The following is a 23,243-nucleotide window of genomic DNA, read 5'->3' on the forward strand; positions in this document are numbered from 1 at the left end:
TGAAACTCGCTTTCCGGTGTGACTTACGCGACTGTGGCACGCCCGGTCTGCACCTCCAGGCCAGGGAGGCGTAGCCTTGATTCCCGCTGTCCATCACCTTGTGAAGCGGAAGAGGGCGGTTGCCGCCGTGTCGTCTCAGTCCCCCAGTAATTCGAGCGTCTCGACCGACCAAGACGGGCAGGGCAAGAACCCTGCAGCCGGCTTCGGTGCCAATGAGTGGCTCGTCGACGAGATCTACCAGCAGTACCTCCAGGACCCCAATTCGGTCGACCGTGCCTGGTGGGACTTCTTCGCCGACTACAAGCCGGGTGCCTCCGGCACGGCGGACAAGCCTGTCGAGGGTGCCCCCGCCGCAGCCGCGGGGGCTGCGGTAAGCGCCCCCGCCGCAGCCCCGGCCGCCCCGGCCCCGGCCCCCGCCGCCCAGGCTCCGGCCGCGCCCGCGCAGCCCGCGGCCGCCGCCCCTGCCCAGGCCCCGGCCCCGGCCCCGGCGCAGACCCCGGCTCCGGCTCCCGCGAAGGCCGCTCCGGCGCCCGCCGCGAAGCCCGCCGCCGCTGCCCCCAAGGCCGCCCCGGCGACCGAGGCCCCGGCCGGTCCGGAGTACGTCACCCTGCGCGGCCCCGCCGCCGCCGTGGCGAAGAACATGCACGCCTCCATCGACGTCCCGACGGCCACCTCGGTGCGCGCGGTGCCGGTGAAGCTGCTGTTCGACAACCGGATCGTCATCAACAACCACCTGAAGCGCGCCCGGGGCGGGAAGATCTCCTTCACCCACCTCATCGGGTACGCGATGGTGCAGGCCATCAAGGCCATGCCGTCGATGAACTACTCCTTCACGGAGAAGGACGGCAAGCCCACCCTGGTCAAGCCGGAGCACATCAACTTCGGTCTCGCCATCGACCTGGTGAAGCCCAACGGCGACCGCCAGCTGGTCGTCGCGGGCATCAAGAAGGCCGAGACGCTCAACTTCTTCGAGTTCTGGCAGGCGTACGAGGACATCGTCAAGCGGGCCCGCCAGGGCAAGCTCACGATGGACGACTTCTCGGGCGTGACGGTCTCCCTCACCAACCCGGGCGGCCTCGGCACCGTCCACTCCGTGCCGCGTCTGATGCCCGGGCAGTCGGTCATCATGGGCGTCGGCTCGATGGACTACCCGGCCGAGTTCCAGGGCACCTCCCAGGACACCCTGAACAAGCTGGGCATCTCCAAGGTGATGACCCTCACCTCGACGTACGACCACCGCGTCATCCAGGGCGCCGCCTCCGGCGAGTTCCTGCGGATCGTCGCCAACCTCCTCCTCGGCGAGGACGGCTTCTACGACGGCATCTTCGAGTCGCTGCGCATCCCCTACGAGCCGGTCCGCTGGCTCAAGGACATCGACGCCAGCCACGACGACGACGTCACCAAGGCCGCGCGCGTCTTCGAGCTGATCCACTCCTACCGGGTCCGCGGCCACGTCATGGCCGACACCGACCCGCTGGAGTACCGCCAGCGCAAGCACCCCGACCTGGACATCACCGAGCACGGGCTCACCCTGTGGGACCTGGAGCGCGAGTTCGCGGTCGGCGGTTTCGCGGGCAAGTCCCTGATGAAGCTGCGCGACGTCCTCGGCGTGCTGCGCGACTCGTACTGCCGCACCACCGGCATCGAGTTCATGCACATCCAGGACCCCAAGCAGCGCAAGTGGATCCAGGACCGGGTGGAGCGCTCGCACTCCAAGCCGGAGCGCGAGGAGCAGCTGCGCATCCTGCGGCGTCTGAACGCGGCGGAGGCGTTCGAGACGTTCCTCCAGACCAAGTACGTCGGCCAGAAGCGCTTCAGCCTCGAAGGCGGCGAGTCGGTCATCCCGCTGCTCGACGCGGTCATCGACAGCGCGGCCGAGTCGCGTCTGGACGAGGTCGTCATCGGCATGGCCCACCGCGGCCGGCTGAACGTCCTGGCCAACATCGTCGGCAAGTCGTACGCGCAGATCTTCCGCGAGTTCGAGGGCAACCTCGACCCGAAGTCGATGCACGGCTCCGGTGACGTCAAGTACCACCTGGGCGCCGAGGGCACCTTCACGGGCCTGGACGGCGAGCAGATCAAGGTCTCGCTGGTCGCCAACCCCTCGCACCTGGAGGCGGTGGACCCGGTCCTGGAGGGCGTCGTCCGCGCCAAGCAGGACGTCATCAACAAGGGCGGCACGGACTTCACGGTCCTGCCCGTCGCCCTGCACGGCGACGCCGCCTTCGCGGGCCAGGGCGTGGTGGCCGAGACCCTGAACATGTCGCAGCTGCGCGGCTACCGCACCGGCGGCACGGTCCACATCGTCATCAACAACCAGGTCGGCTTCACCGCCGCCCCGGAGTCGTCGCGCTCCTCCATGTACGCCACGGACGTGGCCCGCATGATCGAGGCGCCGATCATCCACGTGAACGGCGACGACCCGGAGGCCGTGGTCCGCGTCGCGCGGCTGGCCTTCGAGTTCCGCCAGACGTTCAACAAGGACGTCGTGATCGACCTCATCTGCTACCGTCGCCGCGGTCACAACGAGGGCGACAACCCGCAGTTCACCAACCCGCAGATGTACAACCTGATCGACAAGAAGCGCTCGGTGCGCAAGCTGTACACCGAGTCGCTGATCGGTCGCGGCGACATCACCCTGGAAGAGGCGGAGCAGGCGCTCCAGGACTTCCAGGGCCAGCTGGAGAAGGTCTTCGCCGAGGTCCGCGAGGCCACCTCGCAGGCGGGCGAGATCCAGTCCCCGGAGCCGCAGGCCGAGTTCCCGGCGGCGGTGAGCACCGCGGTCTCCCAGGAGGTCGTCAAGCGCATCGCCGAGTCGCAGGTGAACATCCCCGACCGGATCAAGGTCCACCCGCGGCTGATGCCGCAGCTCCAGCGCCGCGCCGCCTCGGTCGAGGACGGCACGATCGACTGGGGCATGGGCGAGACCCTGGCCATCGGCTCGCTGCTGATGGAGGGCACCCCGGTGCGCCTCTCCGGCCAGGACACCCGCCGCGGCACCTTCGGCCAGCGCCACGCGGTCCTGGTCGACCAGGAGACCGGCGAGGACTACACCCCGCTGATGTACCTCACCGAGGAGCAGGCGCGGTACAACGTCTACGACTCGCTGCTCTCCGAGTACGCGGCGATGGGCTTCGAGTACGGCTACTCGCTGGCCCGTCCCGAGTCCCTGGTGATGTGGGAGGCGCAGTTCGGCGACTTCGTCAACGGCGCGCAGACGGTCGTCGACGAGTTCATCTCCTCGGCCGAGCAGAAGTGGAACCAGACGTCCGGCGTGACGCTGCTGCTTCCGCACGGCTACGAGGGCCAGGGCCCGGACCACTCGTCCGCCCGCCCCGAGCGCTTCCTGCAGATGTGCGCGCAGAACAACATGACGGTCGCGATGCCGACGCTCCCGTCGAACTACTTCCACCTCCTGCGCTGGCAGGTGCACAACCCGCACCACAAGCCGCTCATCGTCTTCACCCCGAAGTCGATGCTGCGTCTGAAGGCGGCGGCCTCCAAGGTGGAGGAGTTCACCACGGGCGGCTTCCGTCCGGTGATCGGTGACGAGTTCGTCGACGCCAACGCGGTCCGCAAGGTCGTCTTCTGCGCCGGCAAGGTCTACTACGACCTGAAGGCCGAGCGCGAGAAGCGCGGCGCGACGGACACGGCGCTGATCCGTCTGGAGCGCCTGTACCCGCTGCCGGGTGCGGAGCTCCAGGCCGAGATCGCCAAGTACCCGAACGCCGAGAAGTACCTGTGGGCCCAGGAGGAGCCGGCGAACCAGGGTGCCTGGCCGTTCATCGCGCTCAACCTGATCGACCACCTGGACCTGGCGGTCGGCGCGGACGTCCCGCACGGCGAGCGCCTGCGCCGCATCTCGCGCCCGCACTCCTCGTCGCCCGCGGTGGGCTCGAAGAAGCGGCACGAGCAGGAGCAGGAGCAGCTGTGCGCGGAGGTCTTCGACGCGTAGCCGCCGGCCGCGGCCGCCGAGGACGGGCGGCTGTGCGCCGAGGCTGAGGCTGTAGCGGTACGGAGGGCCCGGCATCCCGAGGAATCGGGGTGCCGGGCCCTCCGGCGTACGCGGGCGCGGGGCCCTCCGGCGTATGCGGGTGCCGGGCCCTCCGCGTACGCGGGCCCGCTAGGCGCCGCCCCCGGGGTCGTCCCGGGGTCCGTCCCTGTGTTCGGCGCGGTGTCCGGCCCTGTGTTCGGCGCTGTGTTCGCCCGCGTCCCCGTCCGCGTCCCCGTTCTCGTCCTCGTCCGCGCCGGGCCTGGGCGGCACCCGTATGGTGACGGCCCCGCTGGCCAGGTCTATGGGCCCCCGCCCGGGGTCGGCGTCCCCGACCTCGTCGAGCGTGATCTCCAGTCGCCGCCGCTCCTCCTCCTCGTGCCGCTTGCCAGGCGCGAAGAGCTCGTTCATGGCCGATCCGAACACGAGCGGTCACCTCCGGTATGTGGTCCCGTACCCACATAACGCCGCGCGGGGGCTGTCGGATCCCGATCATGGCGGGCAATACCGGACCCCGGGCGCGCGCCCCCCGCCCCTCCCCCGCCTACAGCAGCCCCAGCGCCTTCTTGCTCTCCACGTACATCTGCACCAGCTGCGGCCGGTGGGAGCGGAACGCGAGGGGGAAGCTCGCGAGGATCTCGTCGTAGCCCTCCGCCTCCCGCGGGTCCTCCAGGAGGCCGAAGACCAGGTGCCCGCCGGACTTGGGGCTGCCCTCGGTGATCGCCGTACGGAGGCGGTCGACCTCGTCGGCGGGGACGCCGGGGAAGAGGTCGCGGACGACCGGCTCCTCGGTGTCCAGGTGCCCGGCCAGGATGTCGCGGACCTTGCGCGCCGCCGTCGTGCCGGCCTGCGCGGCCCGCTTCACCGCGGGCGAGTCCTGCTCGTCGCCCGCCTCGTTGGCGGCCGACAGCAGCTCCACCGCCCGGCTCAGACCGCCCAGCTCCCGGTCCAGCTCCGCGTGCTCCTCGTTGAGGGTGTCGAACGCCGCCACCGAGTCCGGGTACAACCCGTGCAGGACGGGCCAGAACAGCTCGTCCTCCGACTCGTGGTGGTGGTGGGTGAAGTCGATGAGCCACTGCGTCGTGTCGATCAGTTCCTTGACGCTGACCTGGTCGCCCTCGCCCAGGCGCTCGAACGCGTTCGCCACCAGTTCCGTTCCCCGCCGCAGGATCGCGTGCACGGCGAGGAACTCCTGATACATACGGGCGCCCGGGTTGTCTGTCGCGGCGGTCATGTCGAGTATCCCCCAGTTATTTGACGCTCATGGACCGAACACTGCCGCGAGGGTACGCAAAAGCTCCGCGCGCCCCATAGGGGTGTTCGACTGCGATCACCCCGCAGTTGAACGCACGCGGTCACCGTCGCTTTCTTCCGAAAGACGACCGTGTTTCCACCGTACCTATTTTTCCATTTCTTCCACAGAGCCGGGCTCTGTGCAATTCTTGATCCAAGCCGGGGGAAAGTCCGGCGCATTCGAGAGACGCACGAGCGACGCTCTAGTGAAACTCCATTTTGCTGGAATTGGGAAGGACGACATTCGATGACTCGGCCCGTCGTGGCGGTGACCGCCGACCTGACAACGGTGAATTGGAACATTTGGGGAGAGGTACGGGTGGCCCTTCTCCCGTGGGAGTACATGGAGAAGGTGCACGAGGCCGGCGGAGCGCCGGTCCTGGTGCCGCCGATTCCGGACGCGGTCGACGAGGTGATGGCGCGGGCCGACGCCCTGCTCATGAGCGGCGGGGCCGACATCGATCCCGCTCTTTACGGTGCCGAGCGCGAGAAGTTCACGTTCCCGCCGCACCGGGCCCGGGACACCGCCGAACTCGCGGCCCTCGCCGTCGCCGAGCGGCGCGGGATTCCGGTGCTCGGCGTCTGCCGCGGCCTGCAGCTGATCTCCATCATCCGCGGCGGCACGCTCGACCAGCACCTGCCCGAGCATTCGCCCGCCGTGCCCGGGACGTACGAGCCGCGCGAGATACAGGTGAAGCCGGACTCCCTGCTCGGCAGCGCCCTCGGGCCGACCGCCACCGTCTACTGCCACCACCACCAGGGCATCGACAAGCTCGGCGCCGGTCTGGTCGCCACCGCCTGGTCGGACGACGGGGTCATCGAGGGCGCCGAGGCCGAGGACCCCTCCGCCCCGTTCCTCGCCGGGCTCCAGGCCCACGGTGAACTCGGCAGCGACACCCTCCCCCTCTTCGAGGCCTTCATCGAGGCCGCGAGGAAGCAGCAGCGGTAGGGAGAGGGAGGGCGGGGGGGGGGGGGGGGGGGGGGCCCGCCCCCCCCCCCCCCCCCCCCCCCCCCCCCAACCCCCCCCCCCCCCCCACCCCCCCCCCCCCACCCCCCCCCCTCCCCCCCCCCCCCCCCCCCCCCCCCCCCCCCCCCCCCCCCCCCCCCCCCCCCCACACCCCCCCCCCCCCCCCCCCCCCCCCCCCCCCCCCCCCCCCCCGCCGGAGGTCAGGCGGGGACGTGGCCGAGCTTGTCGGGGTTGAGCACGACGTAGATCCCGTGGACCCGGCCGTCGCGGAGGTCGAGCGAGGTGAGCTGGGAGCGGTCGCCGAGCGAGGTGAACAGGGCGGGGGCGCCGTTGACGTCGACCAGGCGGGTGGCACCGACCGTGTAGCGCTTCAGCAGACCGGACACGAAGGCCAGCACCTTGGCGCGGCCGATGACGGGGCGCAGGGCGGCGCGCACCCTGCCGCCGCCGTCGTTCCAGGCCACGACGTCCTCGCTGAGCAGGTCGGCCAGCCCTTCGAGGTCGCCCTGCCGGGCCGCCTCCAAGAACCGCGTGAAGAGCCGCACATGGTCCTCCTCGGCCGGCCGGAAGCGCTCTCGCCCGTCCGCCAGGTGCTGTCCGCCCCGGCGGAAGAGCTGACGGCAGTAGGCGGCGCTCAGCCCGAGGATGTCGGCGATCTCCTCGTACGGCAGCTCGAACGCCTCGCGCAGCACGAACACGGCCCGCTCGGGCGGGGACAGCCGCTCCATCAGGTGGACGGTGGCGAAGGCGACCGTGTCGCGCAGCTCGGCGGAGTCCAACGGCCCGAGCGCGTCGGTGGCGACCGGTTCGGGCAGCCAGGGCCCGGTGTAGGACTCGCGGGTCACCCGCGCCGAGCGCAGCTGGTCGAGGGCGAGCCGCGAGACCATCTTGACCAGGAAGGCGCGCGGCACCCTGATCCCGTCGCGGTCGGTGCCCAGCCAGCGCACACAGGCGTCCTGGACGACGTCCTCGGCGTCCCACATGGAGCCGAGGAAGCGGTAGGCGAGCCCGAGCAGCATCGGCCGGTGCCGTTCGAACTCGGCCGCGCCGCTCCCTTCCACCGCCGCCGCGTCCTGGTGTTCCCGGTGTTCCCGGTGTTCCCCCGGCACTGCCATACCGTCGCCCTCTTCCCCGTTCGCGCTGTTCACGGCCGTGTCCGTCACTTCACCGCGGCCGGGGCGCCATTCAACTCGACCGCCATGCCGGTGCGCCACGAGGTGTGGCGCGGTCGCCAGTCCAGGGCGAGGCGGGCGCGCGTGTTGTCGGCGCCCCGCAGCCGGGTCAGGTACGCCACGCCCCAGCCGCCGACGGCGAGACGGGCCACGAAGGCGGGCAGCCGCCTCGGCGCCGGGGCGCCCAGGATCCGCGCGACCTCCGGCACCCACTCGCTCATCGGGGCCGGGTCGTTGTCGACGATGTTCAGGAGGCCGGTGGCGTTCTTGTCCAGGGCCGCGACCACGGCGGTGGCCGCGTCGTGGACGTGGGTGAAGGAGAAGGTGGCGGAGCCGCCGCCCACCAGCGGCAGCCGACGGTCCCTGATGTCGCGGACGAACTGCCCGTCGGTGTCGAACGCCGTGCCGGGGCCGTACAGATGGCCGAAGCGCAGCACGAGTCCGCGCGCCTCGCCGGTCCGCCGCTCCAGCTCCCGCAGGGCGTCGAGGGAGCGGCGGAACGGCTTGGGCGGGTTGCGCCACAGCGGGGTGTCCTCCCCGGCGAGGCCGTCGCCGTCCGGGTCGTAGGCGAAGGCGACGCCCTGGCTGATGATCCGGCGCGCGCCCGCGCGCTGGGCCGCCCCGATCAGGTTGCGGGTGCCCTCGGTGCGCAGCCGGTCGGTGAGGGCGAACTGGCGCGCCATACGGCGGGGGTCGAGCCGGGGCGGAATGGCGGTGAGCAGGTGCACGACCGCGTCCGGGGCCGCCTCGCGCACGGCCCGGTCCAGGGCCGGCGCGTCGAGGGCGTCGGCCAGGACGGTCCGCGCGCCCGTCCCCTCCAGGACGGCGGACCGCCCGGCCGAACGGGACAGGGCGGTCACGTCGTGGCCCACCGAGGTGAGCAGCGGGATCAGGGCCCGGCCGATGACTCCGGTGGCGCCGGCGACCAGTACACGCATGGGGGTTCCTCCCGATGTCGGTCCCGTGGCACCGGTCCTCGGCCCCACGGGAGTTTCGGCATCAGGACGGGCGAGCCCTGGCGCGCGTGACAGTCGCCGGGTGTGACATGGGCCATACGCGGCCTTGGGGCGTGTCCTCCGGGTCCTCCGGGTCCCGCCGGCGCCGGTCCTGCCGCGGACGTACGCGCCGGCCCCGCGCCCCGGGCGCCGCGGGGCTCACATCGCCCGTTCGCGCCCCTCCCAGTACGGTTCGCGCAACCGCCGTTTGTAGAGCTTGCCGTTGGGGTCGCGCGGCATGGCCGCGATGAAGTCGACGGACTTCGGGCGCTTGTAGCTTGCCAGCCGCTCCTCGCAGTGGGCGAGGATGCCGGCGGCGAGGCCGTCCCCCGGCTCGTGGCCCGGGGCGGCCTCCACGACGGCCTTGACCTCCTCGCCCCAGTCCGCGTGCGGGATGCCGAACACGGCGGCGTCGGCGACGGCCGGGTGGGTGAGGAGCGCGGCCTCGATCTCGGCCGGGTAGATGTTGACCCCGCCCGAGATGATCATGTCGATCTTGCGGTCGCGCAGGAACAGGTAGCCGTCCTCGTCGAGGTAGCCGAGGTCGCCCACGGTGAAGAAGTCCCCGATGCGGTTCCTGCGCGTCTTCGTCTCGTCCTTGTGGTAGCTGAAGCCGCCCGTCGACATCTTCATGTAGACGGTGCCCAGCTGGCCCGGGGGCAGCCGCTCGCCGTCGTCGCCGAAGACCGCGAGTTCGCTGATGGGCCACGCCCTGCCGACCGTGCCGGGCTTCTTCAGCCAGTCCTCGGCGGTGGCGAACGCCCCTCCGCCCTCGCTCGCCGCGTAGTACTCCTCCACGCAGCTCCCCCACCACTCGATCATCGCCCGCTTCACATGGTCGGGGCAGGGGGCCGCGCCGTGGATGGCGTGCCGCAGCGAACTCACGTCGTACCGCGCCCTGACCTCCCCGGGCAGCGCGAGCAGCCGGTGGAACTGGGTCGGCACCATGTGGGTGTGCGTGCAGCGGTACGTGTCGATCAGGCGCAGCATCTCCTCGGGCGTCCACTTGTCCATCAGGACCAGGGGGTGCCCGATGTGCAGGGACGCGCCCGCGAACTGGAGCACGGCCGTGTGGTAGAGCGGTGAGCAGACCAGGTGGACGTTGCCGTCGAACGGTTTGATGCCGAAGATGCCGAGGAAGCCGCCCAGATGGGACTCCTCGGGGAGCTTGCCGGAGAGCGGGCGCCGGATGCCGCGCGGGCGGCCGGTGGTGCCCGAGGTGTAGTTCATGACCCAGCCCAGGGTGCGGCCCTCGGGCGCGGACGCGCCCTGCCCGTCGAGGAGGTCGGCGTACGGGCGGAATCCGGCCACATCCCCGACCGCGTACCGGTGGCCGGCGGGCAGCTTCGCCTCGTCGGCGGCGGCGGTCGCCGCGTCCGCGAACCGCTCGTGGGCGATGAGCACCTTGGCGCCGGAGTCCGCGACGATCCAGGCGATCTCGGGGCCGACCAGGTGGTGGTTGACGGGGACGAGGTAGAACCCGGCCTGGGAGGCGGCCAGATACGCGGTGAAGAACTCGACCCCGTTGGGCAGCACCACGGCGAACGCGTCGCCCTGTTCGAGTCCGGCCGCGCGCAGCCCGTGCACCAGTTGGTTGGCGGCGGCGTGCAGCCGCCCCGCCGTCCAGCGCTCGCCGTCGGGAGCCGTGAGCACCACCCGGCCGGGGTCGGCCGCGGCCTGCGCCCAGAACCCGTTGGGCGGCTGCCGGGAGTCGGTCATGACCCGCTCCTTCCCGCGATGCGGCTGATGCGGTCCACGGCCTGCTCGAAGCCGCGGGTGAGGTCGTCGAAGACCTCCTGGACGCTGCGTTCGGAGGTCATCCGGCCGACGATCTGGCCGACCGGGGTGCCGAGCAGGGGGACGGCCTCGTACTTCTGGATCCGCGACAGCGCCTCGGCGACCAGCAGCCCCTGGAGGGGCATGGGCAGGGTGCCGGGGCCGCTCGGGTCGTCCCAGGCGTCGGTCCACTCGGTGCGCAGCTGGCGGGCGGGCTTGCCGGTGAGGGCGCGCGAGCGGACGGTGTCGCCGGAGCCGGCCGCGAGGAGCTTGCGGGTGAGGGCGCGCGAGTGCAGATCGGCCTCGGTGGTGGTGAGCCAGAGGGAGCCCAGCCAGACGCCCTGGGCGCCCAGCGCCAGCCCGGCGGCCACCTGGGCGCCGCTGCCGATGCCTCCGGCGGCGAGAACGGGCAGCGGGCCGACCGCCTCGACGACTTCGGGCACGAGCACCATGGAGGCGATCTCGCCGGTGTGGCCGCCCGCTTCGTAGCCCTGGGCGACGACGATGTCGATGCCCGCCTCGGCGTGGTGGCGGGCGTGCTTGGCGCTGCCGGCGAGCGCGGCCACCGGGACGCCGCCCGCGTGGGCCCGCTCCACCACGTCGGCGGGCGGGGAGCCGAGCGCGTTGGCGAGCAGCTTGATCGGGTAGTCGAAGGCGACGTCGAGCTGGTCGCGGGCGACCTGCTCCATCCATCCGGTGATGCGCCAGCCGGACGCCTCGCCCTCGGCGAGTTCGGGGACGCCGTGCTTGGCGAGCGTCTCGCGCACGAACTGCCGGTGGCCTTCGGGGATCATGGCCTCGACGTCGGCCTCGGTGACCCCTTCCACCTTCCGCGCGGGCATCACGACGTCGAGGCCGTAGGGCAGTCCTCCGGTGTGCTCCTGCATCCAGTCGAGGTCGCGCGCGAGGTCGTCGGGGGCGGTGTAGCGGACCGCGCCGAGCACGCCGAACCCGCCCGCCCGGGTGATGGCGGCGGCCACCGCCGGGAACGGGGTGAAGCCGAAGATGGCGTGCTCCACTCCCAGTCTTCTGCTCAGCTCCGTCTGCATGGGGCGCAGGATGCCGCAGCCCGGACGGAGAGGGAAGAGATTTTCTGATGCTGCGTCAGTTTCTTTGCCCGGCGCGGTCGCACGGGCTCCGCCCGGCGCCCCCGGCCCGGGCGATCGCGTCCTGACGCGGCTACCGTCCGAGGACCGCCATCGCCGCGTTGTGGCCCGGGATGCCGCTGACCCCGCCGCCCCTGACCGCGCCCGCCCCGCACAGCAGGACGTTGGGGTGCGCGCTCTCCACGCCCCAGGGCCCGGCGGACTCCTCCGCGTACGGAAAGGCGAGCGGGCGGTGGAAGATGTGGCCGCCGGGCAGCCGCAGCTCGCGCTCCAGGTCCAGCGGGGTCTTCGCCTCGATGCAGGGCCGCCCCTCGGCGTCGGTGGCCAGGCAGTCGGCGAGCGGCTCGGCCAGGTGCGCGTCCACCTGGGCGAGCGTCGCCTCCAGCAGCGCCTCGCGCGCCTTGTCGTTCTCCCGCGCGAACAGCCGCGCCGGGGTGTGCAGTCCGAACAGCGTCAGCGTGTGGTGGCCGCGCTCCGCGAGGTCGGGGCCGAGGATGGAGGGGTCGGTGAGCGAGTGGCAGTAGATCTCGCTGGGCGGCGCGGCGGGTAGCTCACCGGCCGCCGCCTGGGCGTACGCGGCGGCCAGGGCCCCGTACCCCTCGCCGATGTGGAAGGTGCCGGCGAACGCCTCGCGCGGGTCGACCGCCGTGTCCTTGAGCCGGGGCAGCCGGGTGAGCAGCATGTTCACCTTGAGCTGGGCGCCCTCGGCGGGCTCCGGGGCCGGCCCGCCGGTCAGCGCGGCCAGGGCCGCGGGAGAGGCGTTGACCAGGACGTGCCGGGCCGCGACCGTGCCCTCGCCGGCTTCCGTACGGAAGTCGACCTCGGCGTCGCGGCCGTCGGTGCGCAGCGCGGTCGCCTCGTGCCCGGTGACGATCTCCGCGCCGGCCGCCCGCGCGGCACCCGCGAGCGCGTCGGTGAACGCGCCCATCCCGCCCACCGGTACGTCCCAGTCGCCGGTGCCGCCGCCGATGACGTGGTAGAGGAAGCAGCGGTTCTGGGCGAGGGAGAGGTCGTGGGCGTCGGCGAAGGTGCCGATCAGGGCGTCGGTGAGGACCACGCCGCGTACCAGGTCGTCGCGGAACCGCTCCTCCACGGCGACACCGATCGGCTCCTCGAAGAGCACCCGCCACGCCGTGTCGTCCCCCAGCCGCTCGCGCAGGGCGGCGCGGGTGGGCAGCGGCTCGGTCAGCGTCGGGAAGATCCGCCCGGCGGCCCGCCGGGTCATCCCGTAGAACTCCTCCCACGCCCTGAACTCGGCGTCGGAGCCGGTCAGCCGGTGGAAGGAGGCGCGGGTGCGCTCCTGGCCGCCGCCGACGAGCAGCCCGGTGGGACGGCCCTCGCGTACGGCAGGCGTGTAGGAGGAGACGGTCCGCTTGCGGACGGCGAAGCGCAGCCCCAGATCGTCGACGATCTTCCGCGGCAGCAGCGAGACGAGGTAGGAGTAGCGGGAGAGGCGGGCGTCGACGCCCGCGAAGGGACGGGTCGAGACGGCCGCGCCGCCGGTGCGGCCGAGGCGCTCCAGGACCAGGACCGACTTCCCGGCGCGGGCGAGGTAGGCGGCGGCGACCAGGCCGTTGTGGCCCCCGCCGACGATCACGGTGTCGTAGACCTGGTGTGCGGGCATGGCCCTTCCTAGCACGCGGCACTCACCGGCGGCCAGGGTGGCGCCGGTGAGCGGCCCGCCACCCGCGCGCCCTCCTGCCCGCCCCGCGCGTCCTACTGCCCGTCCCGCCCGCTCTCCTGCCGCAGGCCCGCGACGCGCTGTCCGAGGTCCGCCGCCTCGACGCCGCGCCCCAGCCGCTCCAGGCAGTGCGCCTCCTCGGTCCGGGCGGCCAGGGTGTCGGGGTGGCCGGCGCCCAGGGCGCGCTCGCGGGCGTCGGCGACCTGCCGGTAGACCGTCAGGGCCGCCGACCAGCGCCCGAGCCAGCCGAGCCCGACGGCCGTCTCGCGCCGGCTGACCAGGGTGTCGGGATGGTCGGGCCCCAGGACGCGCTCGCGCAGCGCGCCCACCTCGCGGGCCTCGGCCAGAGCCTCCTCCCAGCGGCCCAGGCGGCCGAGGTTGACGCCGAGGCCGTGGCGGGCGCGCAGGGTCTCGGGGTCCTCGGGCCCGCCGACGCGGGTGCGGTCGTCGACGAGTACGCGGTACAGCTGGAGCGCCTCGGCGCTGCGGCCCAGACGGCCGAGGGCGATACCGACCTCGTACCGGGTGGCGAGCGTGTCGGGATGGTCGGCCCCGAGCACGGTCGCGCGCGCCGAGGCGACCTCGCGGTAGACCTGGAGCGCCTCGACCCAGCGTCCCGACTGGCCGAGCACATAGGCGACTTCGTAGCGGGACACCAGGGTGTCGGGATGGTCGGCGCCCAGCACCCGCGCACGGTCGGCGGCGGCCTCCCGCGCCATGCGGTGGGCGTCCTCCAGCCGGCCGAGGCGGCTCAGGTTGAAGGCGAGGTTGTGGCGGCAGCGCAGGGTGGCCGGATGGTCGGCGCCCAGGACGCGCTCGCGGGCGGCGAGCACCGAGGCGTACGTCTGGTGGGCCTCGAAGTGGCGTCCGAGACGGCCCAGGACGTACGCGGTCTCCTGGCGGGCGTCGAGGGTGCCCGGGTCGTCGGGGCCGAGGGTGCGGGCGCGGGCCTGGGCGACCAGGCCGAACTCGCGCAGGGCGTCGGCCTCGCGCCCGGTCCGGCTCAGGGCGAAGGCCACTTCGTACTGGCTGACCAGGGTGTCGGGGTGGTCGGGACCCAGCGCCTGGGCGCGTTCGGCCGCGACCGCGCGGTGCACCTCGCCCGCCTCCGCCCAGCGGCCGGCGCGCCCCAGGGCCAGGCCCTCGCGGTGGCGGTCCTCCAGGGTGGCGAGCAGTTCGGCCGGGGGCGGCGGCGGTGGGCCGGGGACGGGCGGAGCGGGCGGCAGGGCGCTCGTCCAGGCGCCGGTGAGGCTGCCGTCGGGGTCGGGCGGGGCGAGGTCCGGCCGGGTGGCGCCGGTCGCCTTGTGGCCGGTGGTCATCCCGCGCGCCCAGGACGGCAGTCCGCGCGTGCGCGGGGACGGCGGCGCCGCGGCGGAGGAGGCGGCCGGGGCGGACGGGAGCCCGCGCCCGGCGGCCAGCCGCCGCACCAGCTCACGGGCGTCCGCAGGCCGTGAGGCGGGCTCCTTGGCGAGCAGGTCGAGCACGGCCTCCTCGAAGAACACCGGCAGTTCGGCGCGCCGGGCGCGCGGCGGCTCGGGCTCGGTGTCGCGGTGGCCGACGAGGATCGCCCAGGCGTCGTCGAGGTCGAACGGCGGCGCCCCGGTGGCCAGTTCGTACAGCACACAGCCCAGCGAGTACAGGTCGCTGCGGTGGTCGACGACGGCGCCGCCGATCTGCTCGGGCGACATGTAGTGCGGGGTGCCCATGGCGATGCCGGTGCCGGTGAGCCGGGAGGTGAAGCCGATGTCGGCGCCGAGGCGGGCGATGCCGAAGTCGAGGATCTTCACGGTGCCGTCCGACAGCCGCATGATGTTGGCGGGCTTCAGGTCCCGGTGCACGATGCCCTGCTGGTGGGTGTAGGCGAGGGCGGAGGACACCTGCTCGGCGATGTCCACGACGTCCGGCACCGGCAGCGGGTGCCCCTTGCCGTCCTGGAGGAGCTGGCTCAGGTTGCGGCCGTCGAGCAGTTCCATGACGAGGTACAGCCCGCCCTCGAACTCCCCGAAGTCGTGGACGACCGTGACGCCCCGGTGCTGGAGCGCCGCCGCCACCCGCGCCTCGCGCCGGAAGCGCTCGCGCAGCACCCGCGCGAACGACTGCTCGGGCTGCGCTCCCAGCGGCTTGAGGCACTTGACGGCCACCCGCCGCCCCAGCGACTCGTCGCGGGCCGCCCACACCTCGCCCATGCCGCCGCGCCCGATCAGCTCCAGCAACCGGTACCGGCCGTGGATCAGCCTGGTGTCCGCCATCGCGCGATGTCGCCCCCGTCACTGTGCTGCTGCTGCGCCCTCCCCGGCCCCGTCCAGTATGGACGCCTGTCCGCGGAGTTTGTACGGGGCGGGCCGCGTTCCGGGACCGAGCCGGGCCACCGCCCGCAGGATGTGCTTCGGCGGGAGCTGCCAGCGCAGGGTGTCGGGGATGCCCCGCAGCAGCCGCGCGGTGGCCGAGAGCCGGCGGGTGACCTCGTGCGGCGCGGGCGCGGGCCGCCCGTACAGCTCGTGGGCGTACGGGGGCAGCGCGTCGTAGGCGAGCCGGGCCACCGGCCGCCACACCAGCGCGCGCGCCGGGGCCAGCAGCGGGTGGACGGGCGGGCGCCGCAGGAAGGCGTCCACCTCGCGCGCGTCGGCGCCGGCCGTCAGCTCGGGCCGGACGTCCGCGAAGTAGGCGGCGAGCCGCGCGGTGGACGCCGGGACGCGGGCGGGGTCGAGGCCGATGAGCCGCGCCGCCTCGCGCTGTTCGTCCACGTACCGGTCGGCCTGCGCGTCGCTGAGCGGGAAGCCGGAGCGCCGTGCCACGTGCAGATAGCTGTCGACCTCGGCGCAGTGCACCCACAGCAGCAGGGCCGGGTCGTCGATCCCGAACCGCTCGCCGGTGACCGGGTCGTCGGCCTTCAGGAGGCCGTGGATGCGCCGCACGCGCGCGCCCGCGCGCTCGGCGTCCTCCTTCGTCCCGTACGTGAGCGTGCCCACGAAGCGGGCGGTGCGCAGCAGCCGCCCCCAGGGGTCCTCGCGGATGTCGCCGTTCTGCAGGACCCCGCGCACCGCGCGCGGGTGCAGGGCCTGGAGGTACAGCGCCCGCACCCCGGCGATCCACATGACGGGGTCGGCGTGCATCTGCCAGGTCACCGAGCCGGGCCCGAAGTACCCGGGGTCGGCCCCGCCGTATCCGCTCCTGCCCTCACCCATCTGCCGCCACCTCCTGTACCGGCCAGGCTAACGGCGGACGCGCGGCATCCCCAGACCGATCCAGGAGATGATTTCGCGCTGGATCTCGTTGTTGCCGCCGCCGAAGGTGAAGATCACCGCCGAGCGGTAGCCGCGCTCCAGTTCGCCGTGGAGCACCGCCCCGGCCGAGCCCTCCTTCAGGGGGCCGGCCGCGCCGGCGACCTCCATGAGCCAGGCGTACGCGTCCCTGCGCGCCTCCGAGCCGTACACCTTGACGGCGGAGGCGTCCTGCGGGGTGAGGGTGCCCTCCTGGACGGCGTTGACCATCTGCCAGTTGAGGAGCTTCATCGCGTCGAGCCGGGTGTGGGCGCGGGCGAGGCGGCCGCGCACCCAGCCGAGGTCGATGACGCGGCGGCCGTCGGCGAGCTTGGTGTCGGCGGCCCAGCGCTGGACATCGTGCAGGGCGCGGATCGCCATGGTGCCGTGCGCGGCGAGCGTGACGCGCTCGTGGTTGAGCTGGTTGGTGATCAGCCGCCAGCCGTGGTTCTCCTCGCCGACGCGGCGGGAGACGGGGACGCGGATGTTCTCGTAGTAGCTCGCGGTGGTGTCGTGCGAGGCGAGGGTGTTGATGACGGTGCAGGAGTACCCGGGGTCGGAGGTCGGCACCAGGAGCATGGAGATGCCCTTGTGCGGGGGCGCGGCGGGGTCGGTGCGCACCGCCAGCCAGACCCAGTCCGCGGTGTCGCCGTTGGTGGTCCAGATCTTCTGCCCGTTGACGACGTACGTGTCCCCCTCGCGCACCGCCCTCGTCTTCAGGGCGGCGAGGTCGGTGCCCGCGTCGGGCTCGCTGTAGCCGATCGCGAAGTCGATCTCACCGGAGAGGATCTTCGGCAGGAAGTACGCCTTCTGCTCGTCCGTGCCGAACCGCATCAGGGTCGGGCCGACGGTGTTGAGCGCCATCAGCGGCAGCGGGACCCCGGCCTGGGCGGCCTCGTCGAAGAAGATGAACTGCTCCATCGGGCTCAGCCCGCGCCCGCCGTACTCCTCGGGCCAGCCCACCCCCAGCCATCCGTCCCTGCCGAGGCGGCGCACGGTGTCGCGGTAGAAGCGCTTGCGCTCGGCGGCGCCGGTGACGGCGGGGCCGCCCCCGCCCCGGGCGCCTCCCCCGCCGCCGGAGCCCTGGGGGCGGGCGCTGCCGGGAGCGGGCATCAGCCCGGCGAAGTAGGCGCGCAGCTCGGCGCGGAGCCGCTGCTGCTCGGGCGTGTATTCGAGGTGCACGGGGCCCTCCCAGGCGGGTCACGGTCCGTGGCGGGGCGCGTCACGGTGTGTCGCTGTCCGTCGCCGCACGTGACCGCGCGCTGCCGTCACGTGGTGCGGGCGGCCACACAGTAGAACGTGTTCCAGCAATCTGGAAGGGCGAGGCTCCCGGAAGGGGCGGCGCGGGCTCGCGGGCGCCCGGGCGTGCCCGGTCACCCGTTCGTCCCCGTACGGTCGCCGGGCGCCCGGGGCGCGGCCAGCATGACGAGGGCGTACCCCACCGTCCCGGAGGCCCCCATGCCCACCGCCCGCGATCTGATGACCGTCGACGTCCGCTGCATCCCGGCGGACGAGACCCTCGACCGCGCCGCCCAGCTGATGCGGGACCACGGGATCGGCGCGCTGCCGGTGCGGGGCGACGACGGCACGCTGACCGGCATCGTCACGGACCGCGACATCGTGGTGAAGGTGCTCGCGGCCGGAAAGGAGGCGGCCGAGGTGACCGCCGGCGATCTCGCCGACGGCGGGCCGCGCACGATCCCCGCCGACGCGGACGCGGCGGAGGCGGTACGGGTGATGAGCGACGCGCGCATCCGCCGCCTCGTCGTCGTGGACGACGGTGAGCCGGTCGGCGTGATCACCGAGGCGGACCTGGCCCGGCACCTCCCCGCGGACCAGTTCGCCTCCTTCGCGAGCAGCGTCTACGCGAGGGGCTGAGCCGGGAGGAGCCGGGCCCCCGCGGTCGGGTCAGGGCAGCAGTTTGTCGATCGCCCGGGTGCCGTCCTGCTCCAGACGGCGCTCCGCCCACTCCAGGCTCTTGGGCGTGATGTCGCGCCCCGAAGCCAGTACCAGGTCCTCCGCGGTGATGTCACCGCCCGCCCCGGTGTGCAGCAGTGCGTCCGGGGTGATCCCCTCCCGCTTCGGCGCGGGCTCGGACTGAGCGTTCATACCGCCTCCTCATTAGTCCGGCGTGGCTCCATTCTGGTACCCGGCCCCGCAGACCGCATCCGCCCCGCGATCGTCACCCGTTCCGGTGGTCCCGGGGCGCCTGCCGGGCCCTGGGCCCGCCCGGCGAAGTTCGTCGCCACGACACGCCGGGGACGGGAACCGGCCACCGCGCCCACCGCGTTCTCCCCACGACGGCACAGCGCGGCGCGGCGGCGGACGGCGGCGGGCCCCGGGGACAGGTGGTGGCGATGAGCGAGCTGGTTCCCGGGGGCAACCAGTCCCTTCCGGACGGCGTGCTGACGATCGGCATCCCGGGACCCTTCGACCTGTCGGTACTGATCACCGACGACACGGGGAAGGTGGGCGGCGACACCGATTTCGTCTTCTACAACCAGCCGTCCGCCCCCGGCACCCGGCTCGGCGACGAGGTGATCACGGTCGACCCCGGCCGGCTGCGGGCCGGGGCGAGCCGGCTGACCGTGGTCGTCAGCCCCGCGGACCCGGCCGTTCCGCTCGGCCGCCTTCCGGTGCCGAGCCTGCGCCTCACCGGCCCGGGCGGCGAGGTCCTGGCCCGGTTCACCCCGCCGAGGCCGGAGCGGGAGACGGTGCTGCTGCTGGCCGAGATCTACCGCCGGGGCACCGGCTGGAAGGTCCGCGCGCTGGGGCAGGGGTACGCGGACGGTCTCGCCGGGGTGGCCCGGGACTTCGGGGTGGACGTGGCCGACGACGACCCGCCGCACGCCCCCACCGTGCAGTTGCCCGCGGCGGTCCCGGGCGCGCGGCGGTCCGGACCCCGGCCGAGCGGGTCGCAACGGGCCGACGGCTTCGGCGCGTTGGTCAACGCCGAGCGGGCCCGGGCCGGGGTCCCCGCGGTGGCCATCGACGGACGGCTGGCCTCGGCCGCCGAGGCGCATGCCGGGACCATGGCCGCCCAGGGCCGCCTCAGCGTGGAGAGTCCGGACGGGGTGTCGGTCTTCCAGCGGGTGACCACGCGGGGGTACGCGTATCTGGCCATCGCCGAGCACCTGGTCTCGGGTCCGCGCACCCCGGCCGAGTTCCTGGCGTACTGCCAGGAGGACGCCCACACCCGCGGCCCGCTGCGGGACGCGTCCTTCACCGAGGCGGGTATCGGCAGCGCCACGGACGGGCGCACGGGCGAGGTGTACTGGACGGCGCTGTGGGCGAGGCCGTTCAGCGAGGACGGGCTGCACCGGACGGTTTCGGAGGTGGTCGCGCTCACCAACGGCCGCCGTGTCACGGCCGGGCTGCGTCCGCTGGCGGACGACACCCGCCTCGCGTCGGCGGCCCGGGCGTACTGCGCGGACATGGCGGCCCGCGGTTTCTACTCGCACACCTCGCCGGAGGGCCTGGAGCCGTGGGACCGGGCCAGGGCGGCCGGGGCCGGACACCGGGGCATCGGCGAGAACATCGCGTGCGGGCAGCGCACGGCGGCCGAGGTGGTGGAGGGCTGGATGAACAGCCCGGGCCACCGCGCCAACATCCTCAAGCCCGACTTCACCCACCTCGGTGTCGGCTTCGCGGGCGGCGGGCGCGCGGGCACGTACTGGACGCAACTCTTCGGCCTCGCCTGACGGGTGCCGCGCACGGGCCACCGCGCTCGAACCATGAGGTGGTTTGTCATGCCCGGCTCATCTCACGCCCCGTCACCTCCCGTACGCGGGGCGCGAAACCGGCCAGGTTTCCCACGTGAGGGCCGCCACATCTCCCCCACCCCGACAACAAAATCTTCACGGGATCGACAGATCCACTGAAGGATCTCCACTTTCGGCAGGCCGGGTGGCCCCGGACAGCAAGATCATTTCCGTTCAACCTTGCACTTCGTATCTGGACATGTCCGCATTGAGCCCAACCCTTCGAGTGACGCTTTGCCATTCCGTTGCCGGGCTGTAGGCATTGGCCAGGACGGTTTGCCGGACGTCCGGCCCTGACCAGCCGGACAACAGTCCGTCAACGACCCGTCAAGCGCGTCGGCCGGGCGGCGATTTCACCTTTCCGCGCCCCCGACGCCGCTGGACCACTACCGAGCACTGCCCGACCACAGGGGGTTACCCATGTCCCGACTCACCCGCCGCAGCGCGCTGGGCCTCACCGCGAGCGCGGTGGCCGGCCTCGGCCTGGCCGGCACCGCGTACGCCGCGACCGCCAGCGAGCCCGCGAACGGCGTCGTCCCCGCCGCGGGCGACGGCCACACCGGCCACACGGCCACCACGGACCACACGGGGCACGACGTTCCCGCCCCGTTCGACGAGGTCTACCAGGGCCGCCGCATACAGGGCGAGCCCGTGCACGGCGGCGGCCACGCCGGTCACCACGGGGGCTACGCGGTACGAATAGACGGCCAGGAGCTGCACGTGATGCGGAACGCCGACGGCACCTGGATCAGCGTGGTCAACCACTACGAGACGTTCGCGAACCCGCGCGCCGTGGCCCGTGCGGCCGTGGTGGAGCTCCAGGGCGCGACCCTCGTCCCGCTCGCCTGATCCCGTCCCGTCACCGCACCCGCAGCACCACCATCTGGAGCACTTCCATGACCGTACGCAAGAACCAGGCGACCCTCACCGCGGACGAGAAGCGGCGCTTCGTCAACGCGATCCTGACGCTGAAGCGCAACGGGACGTACGACACGTTCGTCACCACGCACAACGCCTTCATCATGAGCGACAACGACGACACCGACCGCGTCGGCCACCGCTCGCCGTCGTTCCTGCCGTGGCACCGCAGATTCCTCCTGGAGTTCGAACAGGCCCTCCAGGCGGTGGACTCCACCGTCGCCCTGCCCTACTGGGACTGGACGGCCGACCGCACCACGGCCTCCTCGCTCTGGGCCGCCGACTTCCTCGGCGGCACCGGCCGCAGCCGTGACGGCCAGGTGATGGACGGCCCGTTCGCCTCCAGCGGCGGCAGGTGGACCATCAACGTCCGGGTCGACGGCCGCAACTACCTGCGCCGCGCGCTCGGCGCGAGCGTGCCGCAGCTGCCCACCAAGGCCGAGGTCGACAGCGTCCTCGCCATGACCACGTACGACATGGCGCCCTGGAACAGCGCCTCGGACGGGTTCCGCAACCACCTGGAGGGGTGGCGCGGGGTCAACCTGCACAACCGGGTGCACGTCTGGGTCGGCGGCCAGATGGCCACCGGCGTCTCCCCCAACGACCCGGTGTTCTGGCTGCACCACGCGTTCATCGACAAGCTCTGGGCGCAGTGGCAGGAGCGCCACCCCTCCTCGCCCTACCTCCCGGCCGCCGGGACGGCGAACGTGGTCGACCTGCGCGACACCATGCGCCCGTGGAACAACGTGACGCCGGCGGACATGCTGGACCACAAGAAGTTCTACACGTTCGACGTGTAGGCGCGCGGCCGGTGACCCGTGTGCCCGGCCGCGCACCGTACGCGGCCGGGCACGCCGGTCCCCCTGCCCCTGGCGCCTCGTAAGCTCGCCGGCATGGACGTTCACGAATCAGTGCTCGAACTCGTCGGCGGCACCCCGCTGGTACGGCTGCGCACGCCCGGCGGCGAGGCGACCGCCGCGCTCTACGCCAAGCTCGAATACCTCAGCGCGGGCGGCAGCGTGAAGGACCGCATCGGTCTGCACATGATCGAGCAGGCCGAGCGGGAGGGGCTGCTGCGCCCCGGCGGCACGGTCGTCGAGGCGACCTCCGGCAACACGGGGGCCGGGCTCGCGATGGTGGCGGCGGCGAAGGGGTACCACGCCATCCTGGTGGTCCCCGACAAGACGAGCGCCGAGAAGATCGCCACGCTGCGCGGGTACGGCGCGGAGGTGGTCGTGCGGCGCAGCGGGCTGCCCGCCGAGGACCCGGAGAACGTCTTCAACACGGCGGTGCGGATCGCCGGGGAGCGGCCGGGCAGCTGGCTCGCCGCGCAGTACGACAACCCGGCCAACCCAGCGGCGCACTACGCCACCACGGGCCCGGAGATCTGGCGCCAGACGGACGGCCGGGTCACGCATCTGGTGGCCTGCGTCGGCACCGGCGGCACGATCAGCGGCACCGGCCGCTACCTCAAGGAGGTCAGCGGGGGTGCCGTGCGGGTGACCGGGGCCGATCCGGCGGCGTCGGTCTACTCGGGCGGCGACGGCCGTCCGTACTTCGTCGAGGCGACCGGGCATGTGCGCCACCCCGAGACGGTGGAGGACGTCTGGCCCGCCTCCTACCAGCAGGACGTGGTGGACGAGCTGATCCCGGTGGGCGACCGCGAAGCACTGCTGACGGTCCGTCAACTGGCCCGGGAGCAGGGGCTGATGGTCGGCGGCTCGGCCGGTCTCGCGGTCGCGGCCGCCCAGCGCGTGGCGGCCGGCCTCGGCCCCGACGCGCTGGTCGTGGTGATCCTGCCGGACTCGGGGCGCCAGTACCTCTCGAAGTACTTCAACGACGCGTGGCTGCTGCGGCTGGGCTTCCTCGACGGCGAGGAGGGCACGGCGAGGGCCGGGGACGCGGTACGGGCCGAGCCGCTGCCGTATGTGAACCGGCTCAGCACGGCCGCCGAGGCGCTGGCGGTGCTGCGGACCCTGCGCGAGCGGGGCCTGCCCGCGCTCGCCCCTGCCGGGCCGTGCCCGGTGGGCCCGGACCGCGCGCCGACCGTCCCGGAGCTGGCGGGCTCCCTGCGTCTGGACGCGCTGGCCGCCGCCATGGAGGAGGGCGCCCTCAAGCCGCACGACCCGGTACGCGACCATCTCGCCGCACCCCTCCCCCACTTCGGGGTGGGCGAGGGGGCGCGGTCCGTGCTCGCCGAGCTGGAGGAGCGCGGCGAGGAGGTGGCCGTCGCGGTGCGGGACGGGCACGCGGTGGGGCTGGTGGACCGCTCCGCGCTGCGGGCCCTGCTCTGACGGGGCGCGGCGGCTGACATCGGCCCGCT

At 73.2% G+C, this 23,243-nt stretch carries 17 protein-coding genes and 1 pseudogene; 7 read left to right on the forward strand and 11 right to left on the reverse strand.

Annotated elements, in window-relative coordinates; translation table 11 throughout:
* The first annotated feature begins 127 nt into the window (after positions 1-127).
* Entirely contained in the window at positions 128-3,955 is a 3,828-nt protein-coding gene (locus tag AC069K_RS06225) for a multifunctional oxoglutarate decarboxylase/oxoglutarate dehydrogenase thiamine pyrophosphate-binding subunit/dihydrolipoyllysine-residue succinyltransferase subunit (RefSeq protein ID WP_478612565.1), read from the forward strand.
* Positions 3,956-4,123: 168 nt separating this feature from the next.
* Here the strand turns inward: AC069K_RS06225 and AC069K_RS06230 are convergent, their stop codons facing one another.
* Together AC069K_RS06230 and AC069K_RS06235 are read right to left on the reverse strand one after the other, a co-directional pair.
* On the reverse strand, positions 4,124-4,417 hold the full coding sequence (locus AC069K_RS06230; RefSeq protein WP_478612568.1) for a DUF6191 domain-containing protein: 294 nt from the start codon (positions 4,415-4,417) through the stop codon (positions 4,124-4,126).
* 118 nt (positions 4,418-4,535) lie between these two features.
* Complete coding sequence (locus AC069K_RS06235; RefSeq protein ID WP_478612571.1) at positions 4,536-5,225, reverse strand: hemerythrin domain-containing protein; 690 nt, start codon at positions 5,223-5,225, stop codon at positions 4,536-4,538.
* 306 nt (positions 5,226-5,531) lie between these two features.
* Between AC069K_RS06235 and AC069K_RS06240 the strand changes: the two genes are divergently transcribed.
* A complete protein-coding gene (locus AC069K_RS06240) occupies positions 5,532-6,233 on the forward strand; it encodes a gamma-glutamyl-gamma-aminobutyrate hydrolase family protein (protein ID WP_365102554.1) in 702 nt (233 codons plus the stop codon).
* 218 nt (positions 6,234-6,451) lie between these two features.
* On the opposite strand, the gene sigJ is transcribed toward AC069K_RS06240, so the two are convergent.
* The 8 genes and pseudogenes from sigJ to AC069K_RS06280 all read right to left on the reverse strand — a co-directional run.
* Entirely contained in the window at positions 6,452-7,366 is a 915-nt protein-coding gene (gene sigJ / locus AC069K_RS06245; protein WP_478612574.1) for an RNA polymerase sigma factor SigJ, read from the reverse strand.
* A 44-nt stretch (positions 7,367-7,410) separates the two neighbouring features.
* Positions 7,411-8,361, reverse strand: coding sequence for an NAD-dependent epimerase/dehydratase family protein (locus AC069K_RS06250; protein WP_478612578.1), 951 nt, complete (start codon positions 8,359-8,361; stop codon positions 7,411-7,413).
* A 216-nt stretch (positions 8,362-8,577) separates the two neighbouring features.
* Positions 8,578-10,137 (reverse strand): acyl-CoA synthetase, encoded by a 1,560-nt coding sequence (locus AC069K_RS06255; protein WP_478612581.1) that lies wholly within the window; start codon positions 10,135-10,137, stop codon positions 8,578-8,580.
* Entirely contained in the window at positions 10,134-11,243 is a 1,110-nt protein-coding gene (locus tag AC069K_RS06260) for an NAD(P)H-dependent flavin oxidoreductase (protein ID WP_365103330.1), read from the reverse strand. The genes AC069K_RS06255 and AC069K_RS06260 overlap by 4 nt, the downstream gene beginning before the upstream one ends.
* A 130-nt stretch (positions 11,244-11,373) precedes the next feature.
* Complete coding sequence (locus tag AC069K_RS06265; RefSeq protein ID WP_478612584.1) at positions 11,374-12,924, reverse strand: phytoene desaturase family protein; 1,551 nt, start codon at positions 12,922-12,924, stop codon at positions 11,374-11,376.
* Positions 12,925-13,016: 92 nt separating this feature from the next.
* The gene (locus tag AC069K_RS06270) at positions 13,017-15,230 is read right to left on the reverse strand and encodes a serine/threonine-protein kinase (protein WP_478612587.1); all 2,214 of its coding nucleotides are present in this window, start codon (positions 15,228-15,230) and stop codon (positions 13,017-13,019) included.
* Between the two features lie 18 nt (positions 15,231-15,248).
* Complete coding sequence (locus AC069K_RS06275; protein ID WP_478612590.1) at positions 15,249-16,166, reverse strand: oxygenase MpaB family protein; 918 nt, start codon at positions 16,164-16,166, stop codon at positions 15,249-15,251.
* 27 nt (positions 16,167-16,193) lie between these two features.
* Positions 16,194-17,267: pseudogene (locus AC069K_RS06280) on the reverse strand (acyl-CoA dehydrogenase family protein); the annotation flags it as partial.
* A 432-nt stretch (positions 17,268-17,699) separates the two neighbouring features.
* Between AC069K_RS06280 and AC069K_RS06285 the strand changes: the two are divergent.
* Positions 17,700-18,119 (forward strand): CBS domain-containing protein, encoded by a 420-nt coding sequence (locus tag AC069K_RS06285; protein WP_365103345.1) that lies wholly within the window; start codon positions 17,700-17,702, stop codon positions 18,117-18,119.
* 30 nt (positions 18,120-18,149) lie between these two features.
* On the opposite strand, the gene AC069K_RS06290 is transcribed toward AC069K_RS06285, so the two are convergent.
* Positions 18,150-18,350, reverse strand: coding sequence for a hypothetical protein (locus AC069K_RS06290; protein ID WP_358836210.1), 201 nt, complete (start codon positions 18,348-18,350; stop codon positions 18,150-18,152).
* Between the two features lie 248 nt (positions 18,351-18,598).
* On the opposite strand from AC069K_RS06290, the gene AC069K_RS06295 reads away from it, so the two are divergent.
* The 4 genes from AC069K_RS06295 to AC069K_RS06310 all read left to right on the forward strand — a co-directional run bounded on the left by AC069K_RS06295 (position 18,599) and on the right by AC069K_RS06310 (position 23,214).
* Positions 18,599-19,942 (forward strand): CAP domain-containing protein, encoded by a 1,344-nt coding sequence (locus AC069K_RS06295; protein WP_478612593.1) that lies wholly within the window; start codon positions 18,599-18,601, stop codon positions 19,940-19,942.
* A gap of 480 nt (positions 19,943-20,422) precedes the next feature.
* A complete protein-coding gene (gene melC1 / locus AC069K_RS06300; RefSeq protein WP_478612596.1) occupies positions 20,423-20,851 on the forward strand; it encodes an apotyrosinase chaperone MelC1 in 429 nt (142 codons plus the stop codon).
* A 47-nt stretch (positions 20,852-20,898) separates the two neighbouring features.
* On the forward strand, positions 20,899-21,720 hold the full coding sequence (gene melC2, locus AC069K_RS06305) for a tyrosinase MelC2 (protein ID WP_358836213.1): 822 nt from the start codon (positions 20,899-20,901) through the stop codon (positions 21,718-21,720).
* A 93-nt stretch (positions 21,721-21,813) separates the two neighbouring features.
* On the forward strand, positions 21,814-23,214 hold the full coding sequence (locus tag AC069K_RS06310; RefSeq protein ID WP_478612599.1) for a pyridoxal-phosphate dependent enzyme: 1,401 nt from the start codon (positions 21,814-21,816) through the stop codon (positions 23,212-23,214).
* Positions 23,215-23,243: the final 29 nt, after the last annotated feature.

This window comes from Streptomyces sp. NPDC043908, from assembly GCF_056435525.1.

Bases quoted from the DNA above. Each gene is read 5' to 3' on its own strand.
- AC069K_RS06270 (WP_478612587.1), bottom strand. From the start codon at position 15,230: ATGGCGGACACCAGGCTGATCCACGGCCGGTACCGGTTGCTGGAGCTG.
- melC1 (WP_478612596.1), top strand. From the start codon at position 20,423: ATGTCCCGACTCACCCGCCGCAGCGCGCTGGGCCTCACCGCGAGCGCG.
- AC069K_RS06285 (WP_365103345.1), top strand. From the start codon at position 17,700: ATGCCCACCGCCCGCGATCTGATGACCGTCGACGTCCGCTGCATCCCG.
- AC069K_RS06255 (WP_478612581.1), bottom strand. From the start codon at position 10,137: ATGACCGACTCCCGGCAGCCGCCCAACGGGTTCTGGGCGCAGGCCGCG.
- sigJ (WP_478612574.1), bottom strand. From the start codon at position 7,366: ATGGCAGTGCCGGGGGAACACCGGGAACACCGGGAACACCAGGACGCG.
- AC069K_RS06290 (WP_358836210.1), bottom strand. From the start codon at position 18,350: ATGAACGCTCAGTCCGAGCCCGCGCCGAAGCGGGAGGGGATCACCCCG.
- AC069K_RS06240 (WP_365102554.1), top strand. From the start codon at position 5,532: ATGACTCGGCCCGTCGTGGCGGTGACCGCCGACCTGACAACGGTGAAT.
- AC069K_RS06295 (WP_478612593.1), top strand. From the start codon at position 18,599: ATGAGCGAGCTGGTTCCCGGGGGCAACCAGTCCCTTCCGGACGGCGTG.
- melC2 (WP_358836213.1), top strand. From the start codon at position 20,899: ATGACCGTACGCAAGAACCAGGCGACCCTCACCGCGGACGAGAAGCGG.
- AC069K_RS06310 (WP_478612599.1), top strand. From the start codon at position 21,814: ATGGACGTTCACGAATCAGTGCTCGAACTCGTCGGCGGCACCCCGCTG.
- AC069K_RS06260 (WP_365103330.1), bottom strand. From the start codon at position 11,243: ATGCAGACGGAGCTGAGCAGAAGACTGGGAGTGGAGCACGCCATCTTC.
- AC069K_RS06265 (WP_478612584.1), bottom strand. From the start codon at position 12,924: ATGCCCGCACACCAGGTCTACGACACCGTGATCGTCGGCGGGGGCCAC.
- AC069K_RS06235 (WP_478612571.1), bottom strand. From the start codon at position 5,225: ATGACCGCCGCGACAGACAACCCGGGCGCCCGTATGTATCAGGAGTTC.
- AC069K_RS06250 (WP_478612578.1), bottom strand. From the start codon at position 8,361: ATGCGTGTACTGGTCGCCGGCGCCACCGGAGTCATCGGCCGGGCCCTG.
- AC069K_RS06275 (WP_478612590.1), bottom strand. From the start codon at position 16,166: ATGGGTGAGGGCAGGAGCGGATACGGCGGGGCCGACCCCGGGTACTTC.